Source organism: Pseudomonas wenzhouensis, assembly GCF_021029445.1.
GTDB lineage: Bacteria > Pseudomonadota > Gammaproteobacteria > Pseudomonadales > Pseudomonadaceae > Aquipseudomonas > Aquipseudomonas wenzhouensis.
Genome location: NZ_CP072610.1, coordinates 3,507,494 through 3,522,997, shown reverse-complemented (window position 1 = coordinate 3,522,997; position 15,504 = coordinate 3,507,494). Strand labels below are relative to the sequence as shown.

Here is a 15,504-nt window from a genome sequence, read left to right as displayed (position 1 = left end):
TGCTGCGTTGAAAACAGGTTCGGAATGCTCATGTACAAAAGTACACTCCGCTTCCTCACCTGTTTTCGCCTTGCATGGCTCTAGCTCGCAAGATCGTGACTATTTCCGAGTATCCCAATGAGCGATGCGATTACCTTCCGCCCGATGACCGAGGCGGATCTCGATGCCGTATTGAAGATCGAATACGCCGCCTTCAGCCACCCGTGGACGCGCGGCATCTTTACCGATAGCCTCAAGTCCTATAACTGCTGGCTGATGTTCGAAGGCAATCAGCAGGTCGGTCATGGTGTGATCAACCTGATCCTCGACGAAGCGCACCTGCTCAATATCACCGTCAAGCCGGAAAGCCAGGGTCGCGGTCTTGGCTTGCGCCTGCTCGAACACCTGATGAAAGAAGCCTACGAGCTGGGCGGGCGCGAGTGTTTCCTCGAAGTGCGTGCCAGCAACCAGAGCGCCTACCGTCTGTACGAGCGTTTCGGCTTCAATGAAGTGGGACGCCGTCGCGATTACTACCCGGCTGTTGGCGGCCGCGAAGACGCGCTGGTGATGGCCTGCACGTTGGTCGATTGATGTCATTACGTTTTAAGACGTAGCCCGGATGCAATCCGGGAAATCGTTGCCCCGGATTGCATCCGGGCTACGCTCTGGCCAAGGCGTTTCACCCCGGATGCCCATCCACTCGCGGCCGACACAGCAGCGGCGCGTAATGCCAGGCGAACAGGGCGAAGGCCACGGCCCAGCAGAGCGCCGCCAGCCATAGCCAACTGCTGCCCGCCGAGACCCGAATCAGCGCGCCCAGATTGAGCAGGCCGAAGGCCCAGGCCATTGCCTGCGGCGGTTGCAATGCGCGGCCGGTATGACCGAGGCTGACCCGCGCCATCATCGCCAGGATCAGTCCACCCATCGCACCCACCGCCAGCGCATGGCTGGCCAGGCTGGGTTGCGTCAGCCAACCCAGATGCCAGGCTGCCATGCCGAGGCTGGCGATCAGCAGCCAGGCGTAGCCCAGGTGCAGCGACCACAGCAGCGGCACGCCCCAGATGTCGCGCAGGTGCCAGCGCCACAGGCGCAGGCCGTGCAGCACGCTCAGTACGATGAACGGCATGGCCAGCGAGGGGCTGGCCTGCAGGTTATGCCCGCTGGCGAACAGCGCGGCGACCAGCACGCCGCAGGCCAGCAGCAAACGATCCAGCCAGGGATGGGCGGCAAAGGCCTCGGCCCGGCCCAGGCCGCGCTGGGTGAAGAAAGGGATCACACGCCCGCCGATCAGGCTCAGCAGCACCGCAATCAGCCACAGTGCGGCCAACGCTCCGCGACGTTGCAGGTTGTCATCGCCCTGCGCCAGACCGGTGAGTGTCAGTGCCTGGCACAGCGCAAGCAGGCTGAGCACCAGCAAAATCAGGTAATTGTTGCGTTGCCGGGCCGCGATCAACTGGTGCGCCATCTGCGCAATCAACAGGCCGATAAAGGCCAGTTGTAGCGCGATCAGCATTGCCAACGGCACAGGGATAAACCAGACCAGGCGCGCCACCAGCCATAAGCCGAACAAGGCGATCAACGGCCGCCCGCTGAGGCCGGGGCGGCCCGTCCAGTTCTGTACGGCAGTGAGCAGGAAGCCGGCGATGATCGCCAGGCCGAAACCAAAGGGCATTTCATGGCGATGCCAGGCCAGCATGCCGCCTGGCACTGCAGGGCTCGTCAGACCGTGCAGCACCGCCGCCCAAAGGGCGACGGCGAGCAAGGCGAACAGGGCGCCGGCGATAAAGAACGGGCGAAAGCCCAGGCGCCAGAGCGGCGCGATGGCCAATGCCTGCTGGCGATCAAGCAATTGCATGTGTACCTGCCTCGTCTTTCAGGCGTTGCTGCGCGACCAGGCGCAGCACGTAGCTGATCTTCAGAATGCTGGGGCCGAGCAGCGTCAGGCTATGCGCCAGTACCAGCGACGGTACGTTCAGCTGTTTCTCCAGGCCATAGGCCGCGAGAAGGCCCACCAGCAGCAGGATCAGGCCGGCCCAGAGCAACTGGCTGGACAGGTGCAGGATCTGCAGCGGTGGAAGATTCAGCGGGTACATGGTTTGCCTCCTCATCGTTCAGCTATCCAGAGCCGAGGCCGGGCCGAAGAACTCGTAGCGGCTCTGCTCGGCCGGTACGCCCAGTGCCTGCAGATGGCGCCTGACCTGGGCCATGAAGGGTTTCGGGCCGAGGAAGTAGGCGTCCAGATCGCGCTCGGCCGGTAGCCACTGCTCCAGCAGTTCGCGGCTGAGCAAGCCCTCGGCGTCGGCCGCATCGCCCGCGCGCGGTTCGCTGTAGCACACGTAATGGCGAATCTGCGGATGCTCGGCGGCATGCGCATCGACCCAGTCGCGGAAGGCGTGCACCTCGGCATTGCGTGCGCAGTGGATGAAGTGGATCGGCCGGCCCGAATGCCGCGCGGCATCGAGCATGGCCAGCGCCGGGGTAATGCCGACACCGGCGCTGATCAGAGCCAGCGGCTTGTCCGACGCGCTCAGGGTGAACTCGCCTGCTGGCGGGAACAGCTCCAGCACATCGCCAACCTGAACCACGTCGTGCAGATGGTTGGACACGCGGCCGCCTGGCTCGCGCTTGACGCTGATGCGGTACTCACGGCCGTTGGCCAGGGCCGACAGCGAGTAGTTGCGGCGTACCTCTTCGCCGTTCAGCTGCAGGCGCATACCGATGTACTGGCCGGGCTGATGGTCGATCAGGGCGCCGCCATCGACAGGCTGCAGGTAGAAGGAAACGATCTCGGCGCTTTCGACGACCTTGCGTGCTACGCGGAAGGCCCGCGCGCCACGCCAGCCGCCAGGCGCTGCGGCATTCTGCGCGTACTGGCTTTCTTCTGCGCCGATGAGGATGTCGGCCAGTTGTTGATAGGCTGCCGCCCAGGCATTGATCACCGCGTCGGTGGCGATCTCGGCGCCCAGCACCTCGCGGATCGCGCGCAACAGGCAGCCGCCAACGATGGGGTAGTGCTCGGGGAGAATCTGCAGCGACACATGCTTGTTGACGATCTGCGCCACCAGCGGGCCGAGCGCTTCGAGGCGGTCGATATGCCGCGCGTACATCAGTACGCCGTTCGCCAGTGCGCGCGGCTGGTCGCCGCTGGCCTGGTGTGCCTGGTTGAACAGCGGGCGCACCTCGGGGTGTTCGCTGAGCATCATTCGGTAGAAATGCGTGGTCAGCGCTTCGCCGCCGCTTTCCAGCAGGGGCACGGTGGCTTTGATCAGGTCACGTTGGACAGGGGTCAGCATGAAGGTATCTCCGCAAGGCAAATAAAGACGCCGGTGTGGCTCGTCTGGCCAGTTGTGGCGTGCTAGCGTTGGCGGTAGATACGTATCAGTAAACGTGCCAAGTAAATAATCTATTAATATCAATAACTTGCTTTTTTTGTTGTCTTTATGACTCGTCATGCTTTCGAGTCATAAAAACATTGAGTAGTCGAAATGACCGCTAATCCGTTGCTGGAAGCCCTGATTCCCCTGGTCGCCGACTTGTCCCGTGAGCTGGATGACGGTGAGCGTTACCGTCGCCTGCTTGCCGCCTTGCGCCAGTTGTTCCCCTGCGATGCCGTCGCGCTGCTGCGGCTCGACGGCGAGGTGCTGGTGCCGCTGGCGGTCGAGGGGCTGAGCCCCGATACCCTGGGGCGGCGCTTCAGGGTCAGCGAGCATCCACGTCTGGCTGCGTTGCTGGAGCACGCCGGGCCTACGCGTTTCGCCGCCGATTGTGGCCTGCCTGACCCCTACGACGGGCTAGTCGAGGGGCTGCATGGCCATCTGGAAGTGCATGATTGCCTGGGCTGCCCGCTCTATCTGGACGAACAGCTCTGGGGCCTGCTGACCCTGGATTCGCTTGATCCGACCAGTTTCGGCCGGCTCGATCTGGACAGCCTCGAGGCCTTCGCCAGCCTGGCGGCGGCCACGGTCAAGGTCAGCGAGCGTATCAGCGGCCTGGCGCAGCGGGTCGAGGCCGAGCGCCAGCTCACCGAGCTGTACAAGCAGGCGCGTCAGCAACCGCGCGAGCTGGTAGGGCAGAGCGCGGCGCTGCGCAAGCTGCAGGGCGAAATTCGCCTGGTCGGCGACAGCCCGCTGACCGTGCTGATCACCGGCGAGACCGGGGTCGGCAAGGAGCTGGTGGCCGAAGCGATCCACGCCGCCTCGCCACGGGCGCAGCGGCCGCTGGTCAGCATCAACTGCGCGGCATTGCCCGATGCGCTGGTGGAGAGCGAACTGTTCGGTCATGTGCGCGGCGCCTTCTCCGGGGCCATGAGCGAGCGCAGCGGCAAGTTCGAGTTGGCCGATGGCGGCAGCCTGTTCCTCGATGAAGTGGGCGAGCTGCCGCTGGCGATCCAGGCCAAGCTGTTGCGCGTGCTGCAGAGTGGTCAGTTGCAGCGTGTCGGTTCGGATCGCGAGCACCGCGTCGACGTGCGGGTGATCGCCGCCACCAACCGCGACCTGGCAGCGGAAGTGCGTGCCGGCCGTTTTCGCGCCGATCTCTATCACCGCCTGAGCGTCTACCCGCTACCAGTGCCGCCATTGCGTGAACGCGGCCGCGATGTGCTGCTGCTGGCCGGTTACTTCCTCGAAGAGAACCGCGCCCGGCTCGGGCTGCGCAGCCTGCGCCTGAGCACGGAGGCGCAGAAGGCGCTGCTCGGTCATGATTGGCCGGGCAACGTGCGCGAGCTGGAGCACCTGATCGGTCGCGCTGCGATCAAGGCGCTGGCGCGCCATGGCGAGCGCCCGCGCATTCTCAGCCTCGATGTGCAGGATTTGGATTTGCCGAGCAGTAAGCTGCACGCAGCCGTTGAGGTCGTGTTGACGAGCGCTGAGCCGGTGCCGCAAGGCGTTGAGCTGCGCACGGCGGTGGACGCTTTCCAGCGCCAGTTGATCGAACAGTGCCTGGCGCGCCATCAGGGCAAATGGGCCGATGCGGCGCGTGAGCTGGGACTGGATCGCGCCAACCTCAGCCGTTTGGCCAAGCGGCTGGGTATTCGCTAGGGAAGAGCAAGAGGCTTGTGTAGGAGCCGCGCCTCGCGGCGAATGCGATCGAGCCAGCGGCGCAGAAGCAAAAGCTTCGCCCCGGGGCGGGGCTCCCACAGTCTGTCAGCGTTGGCTGGCGGTGCGCCTGGCGCACCCTTCACGGGAGCCTCAGGTACGTAGCCCGGATGCAGTCCGGGGCCAGCCATTCCCGGATTTCATCCGGGCTAGAGTTGGAACACCAGCGCCTTGAGGCCGCTTTCGGGGGAGATGTCGGGAAACTCCGGCGGGTTGTCCAGGCGCTCGATGAAGCGCAGTTGCGGCGCTTCGGCGGCCATGCCCTCGATCAGAAAGTCCGGGCCGATATCCGGGTCGTTGACGCAGGCCAGCACCGTGCCGTGCTCGGTCATCAGCTCAGGCAAGCGCCGGAGAATCTTGGTGTAGTCCTGGGTGAGGGCGAAGCTGCCTTTCTGAAAGCTTGGCGGGTCGATGATCACCAGGTCATAAGGCCCGCTCTTGCGCACCTTGCCCCAGGACTTGAACAGCTCGTGGCCGAGAAACTCCACTCGGGAGAGGTCGTGCTGGTTCAGGCGATGGTTGTCGCGCCCGCGGGACAGCGCGGCGCGTGCCATGTCCAGGTTGACCACCTGCGCGGCACCGCCAGCGATGGCCGCGACGGAGAAGCCGCAGGTGTAGGCGAACAGGTTGAGCACGAGCTTGCCGGCCGCCTGCTCACGCACCCACTGGCGACCCAGGCGCATATCGAGGAACAGCCCGCTGTTCTGCTTGCTGCCCAGATCCAGTAGGTAATGCAGACCATCTTCGATGATCGGCCATTGCGCCTGCGGCTCACCGGCCAGCCATTCGCTCTCGCTGCCCTGCACGTAGCGGTGCTGCAGTAGCAGGCCGCGCGCGCCGCTAGTCTGCCACTGTGGCGTTGTCAGTAGCTCGATGAGTAACGGCTTGAGTGTCGGCGACGGCTCGCGAAACAGCATCACCAGTACGATGCCGGACAGCCAGTCGACGGTGATCTGTTCCAGCCCCGGCCAGCAGCGGCCACGGCCATGGAACAGGCGACGGGTCTCGGTGCTGGGGTGGTTGTCCAGTGCCTGCAGCAGGTGCTCGCGCAGGATGGCGAGGGCGGCGTCAGTCATCGCGGGTCAGCACTTCCAGCAGCTCGATCTCGAAGGTCAGGTCGGAGTTGGGCGGAATCGAACCGACGCTGCGCTCGCCGTAACCCAGGTGCGCCGGCACCTGCAGCTTGCGCTTGCCACCGACCTGCATGCCCATCAGACCCTGGTCCCAGCCCTTGATCACCCGGCCAGTGCCGATCACGCACTGGAACGGCTTGCCGCGTGAGTAGGATGAGTCGAACTCCGTGCCATCGGCCAGCCAGCCGCGATATTGGGTGGTGATCAGGGCGCCCTTGACCACGGTCTTGCCGTCGCCCTGTTGCAGGTCTTCGATGATCAGTTGGTCAGTCATGGCGGGTTCCGTGTCGGTTATGGGCAGCCTGGAGGATGCGCTGCGCAGGTACGCGCAACTGGGTCAGCAGGTAGTCGGCGAAGGCCGGGTAATAGTCTTGCAGGGCGATGGCGCCGGCCATGCAGTCCAACCAGGCCTGGGCAAGGGCAGCGTCTACCGGCCACTGCGCATGGAAGGCCGGAATGCTGATGCTGCCGTACTGCTCAGTGAACAGGCGCGGCCCGCCCAGCCAGCCGCTGAGGAAGCACGCCAGCTTGTCGCGCGCGGCGCTCAGGTCAGCGGGGTGCAGGGCACGTAAGGCGGCGGCTTCGGGGCGTTCGTCCATCAGTCGGTAGAAGTCATCGACCAGCCGGCGCAGGCCGTCGATGCCGCCAGCGGCCTGATAGGAGGCATCACCGGTGCCGTAGGGAGGTGTTTCGCTCATCGAACCATCGTCCGGAAAAGGCGCCATTGTAACCGCTGGCGTAGAATGCTCGGCCAGTTTGGTTTGAGGTTTGGAGCTGCATGCAGGTGCTGTTCTCCCTCTCCCGCTTGCGGGAGAGGGCCGGGGAGAGGGAAAAGAGCGAAACCCTCTCCCCCAGCCCCTCTCCCATAAATGGGAGAGGGGAGTGCAACCGCAGGCTCGGATGAATGATGACGCAACCCCAGCAAGGCTTCGTGCTCAGCCGCCATTGGCGCGACACGTCGGAGGGCACCGAGGTGGCCTTCTGGCTGGCCACCGATGAGGGCCCGCGCCAGGTGCGCCTGCCGTGCCAGGACGTGGTGGCCTTCATCCCGGCCGAGCAGCGTGCCTGGGCCGAGCCGTTGTTGCGTAATGAAACGGGCGTAGAGCTGCGACCGCTTTCCTTGCGCGACTTCAAGCGTCGCCCGGTGCTGGGCCTGTATTGCCGCCAGTACCGCCAGTTGCTGCAGCTGGAGAAGAAGCTGCGTCAGGTCGGTGTCGATGTGTACGAGGCCGATATCCGCCCGCCGGATCGCTACCTGATGGAGCGCTTTATTACCGCCAGCGTGCTGTTCGACGGTATCGCGCAGGAAGACGGCAGCCTGCTGTGCAAGTCGCTCAAACACGCGCCTGATTACCGACCAACGCTGCGTCTGGTGTCGCTGGATATCGAGACCAGCGCGCGGGGCGAACTGTATTCCATCGCCCTGGAAGGCTGCGGCCAGCGCCAGGTGTACATGCTCGGTCCGGCCAATGGCGACGCCAGCAGCGTCGACTTCGACCTGGAGTACTGCGACAGCTGCCAGTTGCTGCTCGAACGGCTGAATGCCTGGCTGCAGCGGCATGACCCGGACGCCATCATCGGCTGGAACCTGGTGCAGTTCGACCTGCGCGTGCTGCGCGATCACGCCGAGCAACTCAAGGTGCCGCTGCTGCTGGGGCGTGGCGGCGACGTGATGGGCTGGCGTCAGCACAACAGCAGTCAGCACTATTTCGCCGAGGCGGCCGGGCGGCTGATTATCGACGGCATCGAGGCGCTACGCTCGGCGACCTGGAGTTTCCCTTCGTTCAGCCTGGAATCGGTGGCGCAGACCCTGCTCGGCGAGGGCAAGGCGATCGATACACCCTATGCGCGCATGGACGAGATTCAGCGCATGTTCGACGAGGACAAGCCGGCGCTGGCGCGCTACAACCTCAAGGACTGCGAGCTGGTCACGCGCATCTTCGCCCACACCGATCTGCTCGCCTTCCTCCTGGAGCGCTCCAGCGTCACTGGCCTGGCCGCCGACCGCAGCGGCGGCTCGGTGGCGGCCTTCACTCACCTTTACCTGCCGCCGATGCACCGCCTGGGCTACGTCGCGCCGAACCTCGGCGATATTCGCGGTGAGAACAGCCCCGGCGGCTTCGTCATGGATTCGCGCCCCGGCCTCTACGATTCGGTGCTGGTGCTGGACTACAAGAGCCTGTATCCGTCGATCATCCGCAGCTTTCTGATCGACCCGCTGGGTCTGGTTGAAGGCTTGCACCAGCCGGATGACGAACATTCGGTGGAAGGCTTTCGCGGCGCACGCTTCTCGCGCACCCGGCATTGCCTGCCGGCCATCGTCGAGCGCGTCTGGCAGGGGCGTGAGGCGGCCAAGCGCGACGGCAACAAGGCGCTGTCGCAGGCGCTGAAGATCATCATGAATGCCTTCTACGGCGTGCTCGGCTCCAGTGGTTGCCGCTTCTTCGACCCGCGCCTGGCCTCGTCCATCACCTTGCGCGGGCATCAGATCATGAAGCGCACCCGCGAGCTGATCGAAGCCGAGGGGCATGCGGTGATCTACGGCGACACCGACTCCACCTTCGTCTGGCTCGGTCGTGCTCATGACGAGGACGAGGCGACACGCATCGGCCGCGCGCTGGTGGCTCGGGTCAACGCCTGGTGGCGCCAGCATCTGCAGAATGAGTACGACCTGACCAGCGCCCTGGAGCTGCAGTTCGAGACCCATTACCGGCGCTTTCTCATGCCCACCATTCGCGGCACCGAGGAGGGCAGCAAGAAGCGTTATGCCGGCCTGGTTCACGACGTGGACGGCAGCGAACGCATGGTGTTCAAGGGCCTGGAGACGGTGCGCACCGACTGGTCGCCGCTGGCCCAGCGCTTTCAGCAGGAACTCTATCGCCTGGTATTCGCCGGCCAGCCCTACGAGGACTACGTGCGCGACTACGTCAAACGTACGCTGGCCGGCGAGCTGGACGAGCTGTTGGTCTACCGTAAGCGTTTGCGCCGACGCCTCGACGACTACCAGCGCAACGTGCCGCCGCACGTGCGCGCCGCGCGCCTGGCCGACGAATACAACCAGCAGTTGGGGAGGCCGTTGCAATATCAGCGTGGTGGCTGGATCAGCTACCTGATCACCACCGGCGGGCCGCAACCACTGGAGCGCCTGCTGTCGCCGGTGGACTACGAGCACTACATCAGCCGCCAGCTCAAGCCGGTGGCCGACGCCATTCTGCCGTTCGTCGGCGGTGAGTTCGAGCGTCTGGTGAACGGGCAGTTGGGGTTGTTCTGAAAACGCCTGGCTGCCGCTCTGGCTGGCCGTTTTGCACGGCTGCATGATCAATCAGTCATGAAATGTTTTGTAATATTCGCCGCATTGAGTGGCATATGCGGCCTGAGTATCTTTGCGCCCGTGATGCCGGGCCCCTCTGGCGGTGAATACCGCGATGTCGGAATCACAGTCTGTTCAATCTGACTGTAGGAGGGGCTCCATGACTGCCCTAGAACCGTTCCTCTTCGCCGAGTTCCTCGGCACGGCCACCTGGTTGTGGCTGGTCTTCATCGCTGTCGTCATTTCCCTGTTGGCCTTCGATCTTGGCGTGCTGCACCGCGATAATCGCGAGATCGGCGTGCGCGAGAGCCTGTTGCTCTCGGGTGGCTACATCACTGCGGGTCTGTTGTTCGGTGTCTGGGTGTTCTTCCAGAAGGGCGGCGACGCCAGCATGGATTACGTCACCGGCTTTCTGATCGAGAAATCGTTGTCGATGGACAACGTGTTTCTCATGGCCATGATCTTCAGCTTCCTCGCCATCCCGCGGCAGTACCAGCACAAGGTGCTGTTCTGGGGAATCATGGGCGTGCTGGTGCTGCGGGCGATCATGATCGGCCTGGGTGCAGCGCTGATTCACGAGTTCAGCTGGATTCTCTATGTGTTCGGCGCATTCCTGTTCTTCACCGGCGTGAAGATGCTGTTCTCCAAGCTCGACGATGCGCCGGACCTGCAGAATAACGTGCTGGTCAAGTTCCTGCGCAAGCACCTGCGCGTGACTGATGAGCTGCACGGCCAACACTTCTTCGTGCGCCAGGATGATGGCAAAGGGCGCAGCGTGCTGTGGGTGACGCCGCTGTTCCTGGCGCTGATCCTGATCGAGTGCGCCGACCTGGTGTTCGCCATCGACAGCGTGCCGGCGATCTTCGCCATCACCCAGGATCCGTTCATCGTCTACACCTCGAACATCTTCGCCATCCTCGGCTTGCGCGCCCTGTACTTCGCCCTGGCGGCGCTGATCCACCGCTTCGCCTACCTCAAGTACGCGCTGGCGCTGGTGCTGGTGTTCATCGGCGCGAAGATCTTCCTGGTCGGCATCATCGGCAAGATCCCGGCCGTGGTGTCGCTGAGCGTGACCCTGGGCCTGCTGATCGGTGGCGTGCTGCTGTCGCTGTACAAGACCCGTGGCCAGGCGCCGGTCAATATCTGACGTATCAATCCCGCCCGGCCCGTGATGTGGCGAGCCGGGCCTCGCAATCGGAGAGGCATGATGCTCAAACACTGGAAGAATCGTCTGGCGCCCATGGCATTGGGTGTCGCCTTGCTCGGTCTGGTTGGCTGTGAAGCCGCCGAACAGTCCGCGCAGAAACTGGCCGAGGAGGCGAAAAAGGAAGCACAGGCGCTGCTCAGCGACTCCGTCGGTGAAGTGGTGAATGAGGTCAACCGCCAGGTGGATGCCTTGCAGGAGTCGACCAATCGCGCCATGGGCAAGGCCGAACAGGACGATCAGGACAAGCAGGACGAGGACGCAGAGCAGGACGCCGCCAAGGTGCTCGAGCAGAGCGTCGAGACCTGACGCTCGTGGGCGCGTTGCGCCTGCAGCAATTTGTAGCAGCTCGATGATGCATGGCAGGGTGACATTTGGCGTGTCGCCCGGTCTTAGGTTCTGTACGAAAAGTGCCTGCGCTCGGTGATGCTTCGTTAAAAATAGGTTCGGAATGCTCATTTACAGCTCGTAAACTCCGCTTCCTCACCCATTTTTGCCTCGCCTGACCTTCGCTCGACGACTTTTCGTACAGAACCTAGGTTCGGCCTGACCGGTACGAGCGCAGCGAGAAGCAGGATGACGCGGCGCCTCGTCCCCAGGCCCGACCACTGTCTTTGATCATCTCGCGAGCTCTGACCATGAACATCTCCCTACGCTGGGTGCACCGCACGTTGCTGGCCAGCCTTCTGCTGATCGTCACCGCGCTGGGTTTCTTCACCTGGCAGTATTTCTTTCCCGTGCAGGCCGCCAGTGGTTGGTCCTATCGCGTGGCCTATGAAGATATCCAGAAGGCTGCCGGGCTGGCGCGCTCTGCAGACGGCGGCATTCTGGTCAGCCAGGAACTGCAGGATGGCCAGGGCAGCATCCTGTTGATCCAGCCGGATGGCGAGCGTGAGGTGGTGGTCGCCGGTTTGTCCAAGCCCGATGGCATGCTCGCCACGCGCGGTGGCCTGGTATTCAGCCAGGAGTCCGGCGACAAGCCGGTCAGCTTTCTGCAGGACGGGCGTGTTTCCAGCCTCTTTCAGGGCAACACGGTGCAGGGGCTATGGGATGACGGCCATTACCTCTACGCCATCGAGGATCGCAAGGGTGATGGCCGGCTGTGGCGCTACCGCTGGGATGACCGCCAGTTGAGCGTCGTGCGTGACAACCTCTCGGAAACCGAGTCGATCACCCGCTGTAGCGACGGTCGTATGCTTTACAGCGAAAAGGAGAGCGGCGTGATTCGCGAACTGCGTGAGGATGGCCGTGACCCGGTGGTGCTCGACGGTCTGCGTAACCCCACCTTCCTGCTGTGCGACGAGCAGGGACTATGGATCAGCGAAGACTCGACCCATCGCGCTCGCCTGCTGTTGGTCGATGCACAGGGCCGGCAGACGACCGTGTTGTCGTTCCTCAAGGCGCCGCAGGCCATTATGGCGCTGGAAGATGGGCGTTATCTGATCGCCGAGGGAGGGCGTGATCGCGTGCTGGAATTGAACATGCCGCGTGCGTCAGGGGCCGATGGCTAGTCGACAGAACGGGTGCTTGGCTGATCGATGAAGCAGGGCGAAGCCACTGGCTTCGCCCTCGCGGGTTGCTTTCAGGGCTTGCGTGGCACCGGCTTGAGCAGTTCGTCCGGTGGCATCTCGCACTGGATCTTGCGCCCGATCAGCGCTTCGATCGGCGGCAGGGCGTAGGCGTCGTCCTCGCCGGCGAAGCTGATCGAGGTGCCGCTGCTGCCGGCACGGCCGGTACGACCGATGCGGTGCACGTAGTCGTCCGGATCTTCCGGCAGGGTGAAGTTGATCACATGGCTGATGCCATCGACGTGGATACCGCGCCCGGCCACATCGGTGGCGACCATGACGCGGATCTTGCCTTCACGGAAGCCTTCCAGCGCGCGGATGCGCTTGTGCTGGGGGATGTCGCCGGACATCTGCACGGCGCTGATGCCGTCGCGGGTCAGGCGCTCCTCGATACGGCGTACTTCGTCCTTGCGGTTGGCGAAGACCATTACCCGCGTCCAGTTGTTCTGGCTGATCAGGTTGTACAGCAGCTTGTACTTGTCTGCCGAGGCCACGGCGTAGACGTGCTGCTCGACGGTGTCGCTGGCAACGTTCTCCGGCTCGATCTCGACGATGGCCGGGTTGACCGTCCACTGCTTGGCCAGGTTCATCACGTCGTCGGTGAAGGTGGCGGAGAACAGCAGGGTTTGGCGGTCGCCCTTCATCGGCGTCTGGCGGATGATCTGCCGTACCTGCGGGATGAAGCCCATGTCGAGCATGCGGTCGGCCTCATCGAGCACCATCACCTCGACCATGTCCAGGTGCACTTCACCGCGCTGGTTGAAGTCCAGCAGGCGGCCCGGGGTAGCGACGAGGATGTCGCAGAAGCGCGATTCCAGCTGCTTGAGTTGCTTGTCGAAATCCATGCCGCCGACGAACTGCATGACGTTGAGGCCGGTGTATTTGGTTAGCTCGGCCGCGTCCTTGGCGATCTGCACCACCAGTTCACGGGTCGGCGCGATGATCAGCGCGCGCGGCTCGCCCATGTAGCGCTCTTTCGGCGGTGGGGTCTGCAGCAGTTGGGTGATGATCGAGATGAGGAACGCGGCAGTCTTGCCGGTACCGGTCTGGGCGCGACCGATGGCGTCCTGGCCCTTGAGGGTGTAGCCCAGTACGCCCGCCTGAATCGGCGTGCAGTAGGGGAAGCCGAGGTCGTGAATGGCATGCATCAGCTCGGGGGCGAGCTTGAAGTCATGGAAGCGCGTCTTGCCTTCGACCGGCTCGACCACGAAGTCTTCCAGCTTCCAGGTGTCCAGCGGTTTTGCCGGGCGCTCGCGGCGCGGCTTGTCGGCCTTGGCCGGACGCGGCACACGCTCTGCACTCTGCGTGGCGCTGGCTTCGGGTTTGCGCGCAGGGTTGTCCTGGCGCTCGTTGTCATGGGTTGCGCCGGTCTTGGCCGGTGCAGGCGCTACGGGTGCAGTGTCTGGCTGTGGCTGCTCGCCTTCGGCCTTGCCGAACATTTTCTTGAGTGCTTCGAGCACGGGCTTCTCATCGATTGGTTAAGGAGTGAACGCTCGCCAGTGTAATGCAAGACGCGGGCGCGGCGAAGTGTCTGCGCGCGTCTGTCAAGGGGCGACCTGATCTGTCCGGCAGGCTGCTTGGCCGCAGGCGCCTGAACGTGCCGGCCATGATTGCGGCGCTGATGCTGGCGCCCAAGCCTGCAGGGTTTCGCCGAGGCCGGCTGGCTGCGTTGTTCATCCGGGGTCGTCCCTGCATGCCCGTGATGGTAGCCGGGCGCGTGATGCATGGCCGTCAACCGCTCAGGCAGTTACGACCTTGCTGCTTGGCCTGGTACAGCGCGGCATCGGCTCGCGCGATCAGGCCTTGCAGGCTGTCCTGATGCTGCATCTGCGCCAGCCCGATGGAAATGGTCATGCCCGGTAGAACGCCAACTGGCGAGTAGAAAGAGGTGATCCGCTCCAGGCTGATGCGCAGGCGTTCGGCGATGCTGCGGGCGTCGTCGGCGGCGATTTCCGGCAGGAGGATGACGAACTCCTCGCCACCGAAACGTATCAGGCTGTCCTTGGCCCGCAACTGGCTGTTGAGCGTGTTGGCCACCAGGCACAAGGCATAGTCGCCCGCCAGATGGCCATGCTGGTCGTTGTAGGCCTTGAAGTGGTCGACATCGAGCATCAGCAGGGAAATCGGCTCTTCGTTGAAGGCGCAGCGGGTACTTTCACGTTCGAACACATGTTCCAGCCAGCGTCGGTTGAAGCAGCCGGTGAGGGTGTCGATATTGGCATGCTGTTCGCTGTCGAGAATTTGCCGGTTGCCCTTGCGTACACGCTCACAGAGCAACTGCAGCAGGTTCTGCATCACCTGGGGCGATTGCTGAAAGAGCGTTACCAGCGACTCACGGTGCAGACGCAGGACGATGGAGGGACATTCGGCGACCACGTAGGCCGAGGGGCGTTCGTTGTCGATGAAGCTGATTTCGCCGGCGCAATCACCCACTTCCAGAGTGCCGACGGGCTGGTTGTCCAGCGAACCGAGATAAACACGTAAACGCCCCTGAAGCAGCAGGTAGAGATGCTGGTTACGGTCGAAGGGGGATAACAACACCTCGCCGGCTTCCAGTTCGCAGGCGCGAAACTCCGCCAGGAGTCGCTCCAGGTTGTTGGCCGCGATGTTGTGAAACAGCCGCAGGCGCTGGATCTGCTGTAGATCTGCTGGCCAGTACGCCGTTTTCATCGCGTTTTCACCGGGCCTGGGCGGGCGAAGAGCATCGCTAACACTCCATGTTGTGTTCACGTGTCGATAATCGACACTATTCCCACACAAGTAGCATGGCAATGCCCACAGCAATGCCGGCCGACCAATGGCGGTACGAAAGTACAAATGTGTGAGCGGATGCGCGTCCCTGCGCACCCCGGGGGGTATCCAGTGGATGCGATGGCCCACGGCGTAGCCTGCCAGACGCTCGCCAATGGCGGCAGCCAGTGCCTGGCTGTCATTGGCCAGATGGATGTGCGACAACTGCCCGGCCTTGTCGTCACTCAGCCCCTCGACCCTGGCTGCCGGATGCAGTTCGGCGACAACTGCCTGGTAACCCGGGCGATGGCATCGAAACGCAGCGCCGGTCTGAGCCGCACGTAGACCACCGGCAGTTCACCGGCTTTCTCGTCCGGCTTGCCCACGGCAGCAGCCAGGGCTACGGCCGGGTGCTTGTGCAGGGCTTCTTCGATCCTCTGCGGATCGATGTTGTGGCCGCCGCGAATGATCAGCTCCTTGCTGCCCG

At 63.7% G+C, this 15,504-nt stretch carries 14 protein-coding genes and 1 pseudogene; 6 read left to right on the top strand and 9 right to left on the bottom strand.

Annotation, left to right across the window (positions count from 1 at the left end):
* Positions 1 to 117: 117 nt before the first annotated feature.
* Entirely contained in the window at positions 118 to 570 is a 453-nt protein-coding gene (rimI, locus tag J7655_RS16320; protein WP_004424255.1) for a ribosomal protein S18-alanine N-acetyltransferase, read from the top strand.
* Between the two features lie 88 nt (positions 571 to 658).
* Here rimI and J7655_RS16315 read toward each other — a convergent pair whose 3' ends face one another.
* Genes J7655_RS16315 through hmpA form a run of 3 tightly spaced genes read right to left on the bottom strand, consistent with a single transcriptional unit; the run spans position 659 to position 3,272 of the window.
* Complete coding sequence (locus J7655_RS16315) at positions 659 to 1,834, bottom strand: NnrS family protein (protein WP_230925331.1); 1,176 nt, start codon at positions 1,832 to 1,834, stop codon at positions 659 to 661.
* Positions 1,821 to 2,072: a transmembrane sensor/regulator PpyR gene (locus J7655_RS16310; RefSeq protein WP_230925330.1), complete on the bottom strand. Its 252-nt coding sequence runs from the start codon at positions 2,070 to 2,072 to the stop codon at positions 1,821 to 1,823. The genes J7655_RS16315 and J7655_RS16310 overlap by 14 nt, the downstream gene beginning before the upstream one ends.
* An 18-nt stretch (positions 2,073 to 2,090) precedes the next feature.
* Positions 2,091 to 3,272, bottom strand: a complete 1,182-nt coding sequence (gene hmpA, locus J7655_RS16305; protein ID WP_230925329.1) for an NO-inducible flavohemoprotein — start codon at positions 3,270 to 3,272, stop codon at positions 2,091 to 2,093.
* Between the two features lie 192 nt (positions 3,273 to 3,464).
* On the opposite strand from hmpA, the gene norR reads away from it, so the two are divergent.
* Positions 3,465 to 5,015 carry a nitric oxide reductase transcriptional regulator NorR gene (norR, locus tag J7655_RS16300; RefSeq protein ID WP_230925328.1) on the top strand — a complete coding sequence of 517 codons (1,551 nt, stop codon included), beginning with the start codon at positions 3,465 to 3,467 and terminating at the stop codon, positions 5,013 to 5,015.
* Between the two features lie 206 nt (positions 5,016 to 5,221).
* Here norR and J7655_RS16295 read toward each other — a convergent pair whose 3' ends face one another.
* The 3 genes from J7655_RS16295 to J7655_RS16285 are packed head-to-tail and all read right to left on the bottom strand — an operon-like array spanning position 5,222 to position 6,903.
* Entirely contained in the window at positions 5,222 to 6,148 is a 927-nt protein-coding gene (locus J7655_RS16295; RefSeq protein ID WP_230925327.1) for a class I SAM-dependent methyltransferase, read from the bottom strand.
* Positions 6,141 to 6,479, bottom strand: a complete 339-nt coding sequence (locus tag J7655_RS16290) for an FKBP-type peptidyl-prolyl cis-trans isomerase (RefSeq protein WP_230925326.1) — start codon at positions 6,477 to 6,479, stop codon at positions 6,141 to 6,143. The genes J7655_RS16295 and J7655_RS16290 overlap by 8 nt, the downstream gene beginning before the upstream one ends.
* A complete protein-coding gene (locus J7655_RS16285; RefSeq protein WP_230925325.1) occupies positions 6,472 to 6,903 on the bottom strand; it encodes a group II truncated hemoglobin in 432 nt (143 codons plus the stop codon). Before J7655_RS16285 ends, J7655_RS16290 begins: the two co-directional genes overlap by 8 nt.
* 209 nt (positions 6,904 to 7,112) lie before the next feature.
* Between J7655_RS16285 and J7655_RS16280 the strand changes: the two genes are divergently transcribed.
* The 4 genes from J7655_RS16280 (at position 7,113) to J7655_RS16265 (ending at position 12,230) form a co-directional block, all read left to right on the top strand.
* Entirely contained in the window at positions 7,113 to 9,476 is a 2,364-nt protein-coding gene (locus tag J7655_RS16280) for a DNA polymerase II (RefSeq protein WP_230927746.1), read from the top strand.
* Positions 9,477 to 9,675: 199 nt separating this feature from the next.
* Positions 9,676 to 10,662 carry a TerC family protein gene (locus J7655_RS16275; protein ID WP_230925324.1) on the top strand — a complete coding sequence of 329 codons (987 nt, stop codon included), beginning with the start codon at positions 9,676 to 9,678 and terminating at the stop codon, positions 10,660 to 10,662.
* Between the two features lie 57 nt (positions 10,663 to 10,719).
* On the top strand, positions 10,720 to 11,028 hold the full coding sequence (locus tag J7655_RS16270; RefSeq protein WP_230925323.1) for a hypothetical protein: 309 nt from the start codon (positions 10,720 to 10,722) through the stop codon (positions 11,026 to 11,028).
* Positions 11,029 to 11,357: 329 nt separating this feature from the next.
* Complete coding sequence (locus J7655_RS16265) at positions 11,358 to 12,230, top strand: hypothetical protein (protein WP_230925322.1); 873 nt, start codon at positions 11,358 to 11,360, stop codon at positions 12,228 to 12,230.
* Positions 12,231 to 12,301: 71 nt separating this feature from the next.
* Here J7655_RS16265 and rhlB read toward each other — a convergent pair whose 3' ends face one another.
* The 3 genes and pseudogenes from rhlB to J7655_RS16250 all read right to left on the bottom strand — a co-directional run.
* Positions 12,302 to 13,747 carry an ATP-dependent RNA helicase RhlB gene (gene rhlB / locus J7655_RS16260; RefSeq protein WP_230925321.1) on the bottom strand — a complete coding sequence of 482 codons (1,446 nt, stop codon included), beginning with the start codon at positions 13,745 to 13,747 and terminating at the stop codon, positions 12,302 to 12,304.
* A 271-nt stretch (positions 13,748 to 14,018) separates the two neighbouring features.
* The gene (locus tag J7655_RS16255) at positions 14,019 to 14,957 is read right to left on the bottom strand and encodes a GGDEF domain-containing protein (RefSeq protein WP_169970681.1); all 939 of its coding nucleotides are present in this window, start codon (positions 14,955 to 14,957) and stop codon (positions 14,019 to 14,021) included.
* 192 nt (positions 14,958 to 15,149) lie between these two features.
* A pseudogene (locus J7655_RS16250) lies at positions 15,150 to 15,499 on the bottom strand (AMP-binding enzyme); the annotation flags it as partial.
* Positions 15,500 to 15,504 lie beyond the last annotated feature (5 nt).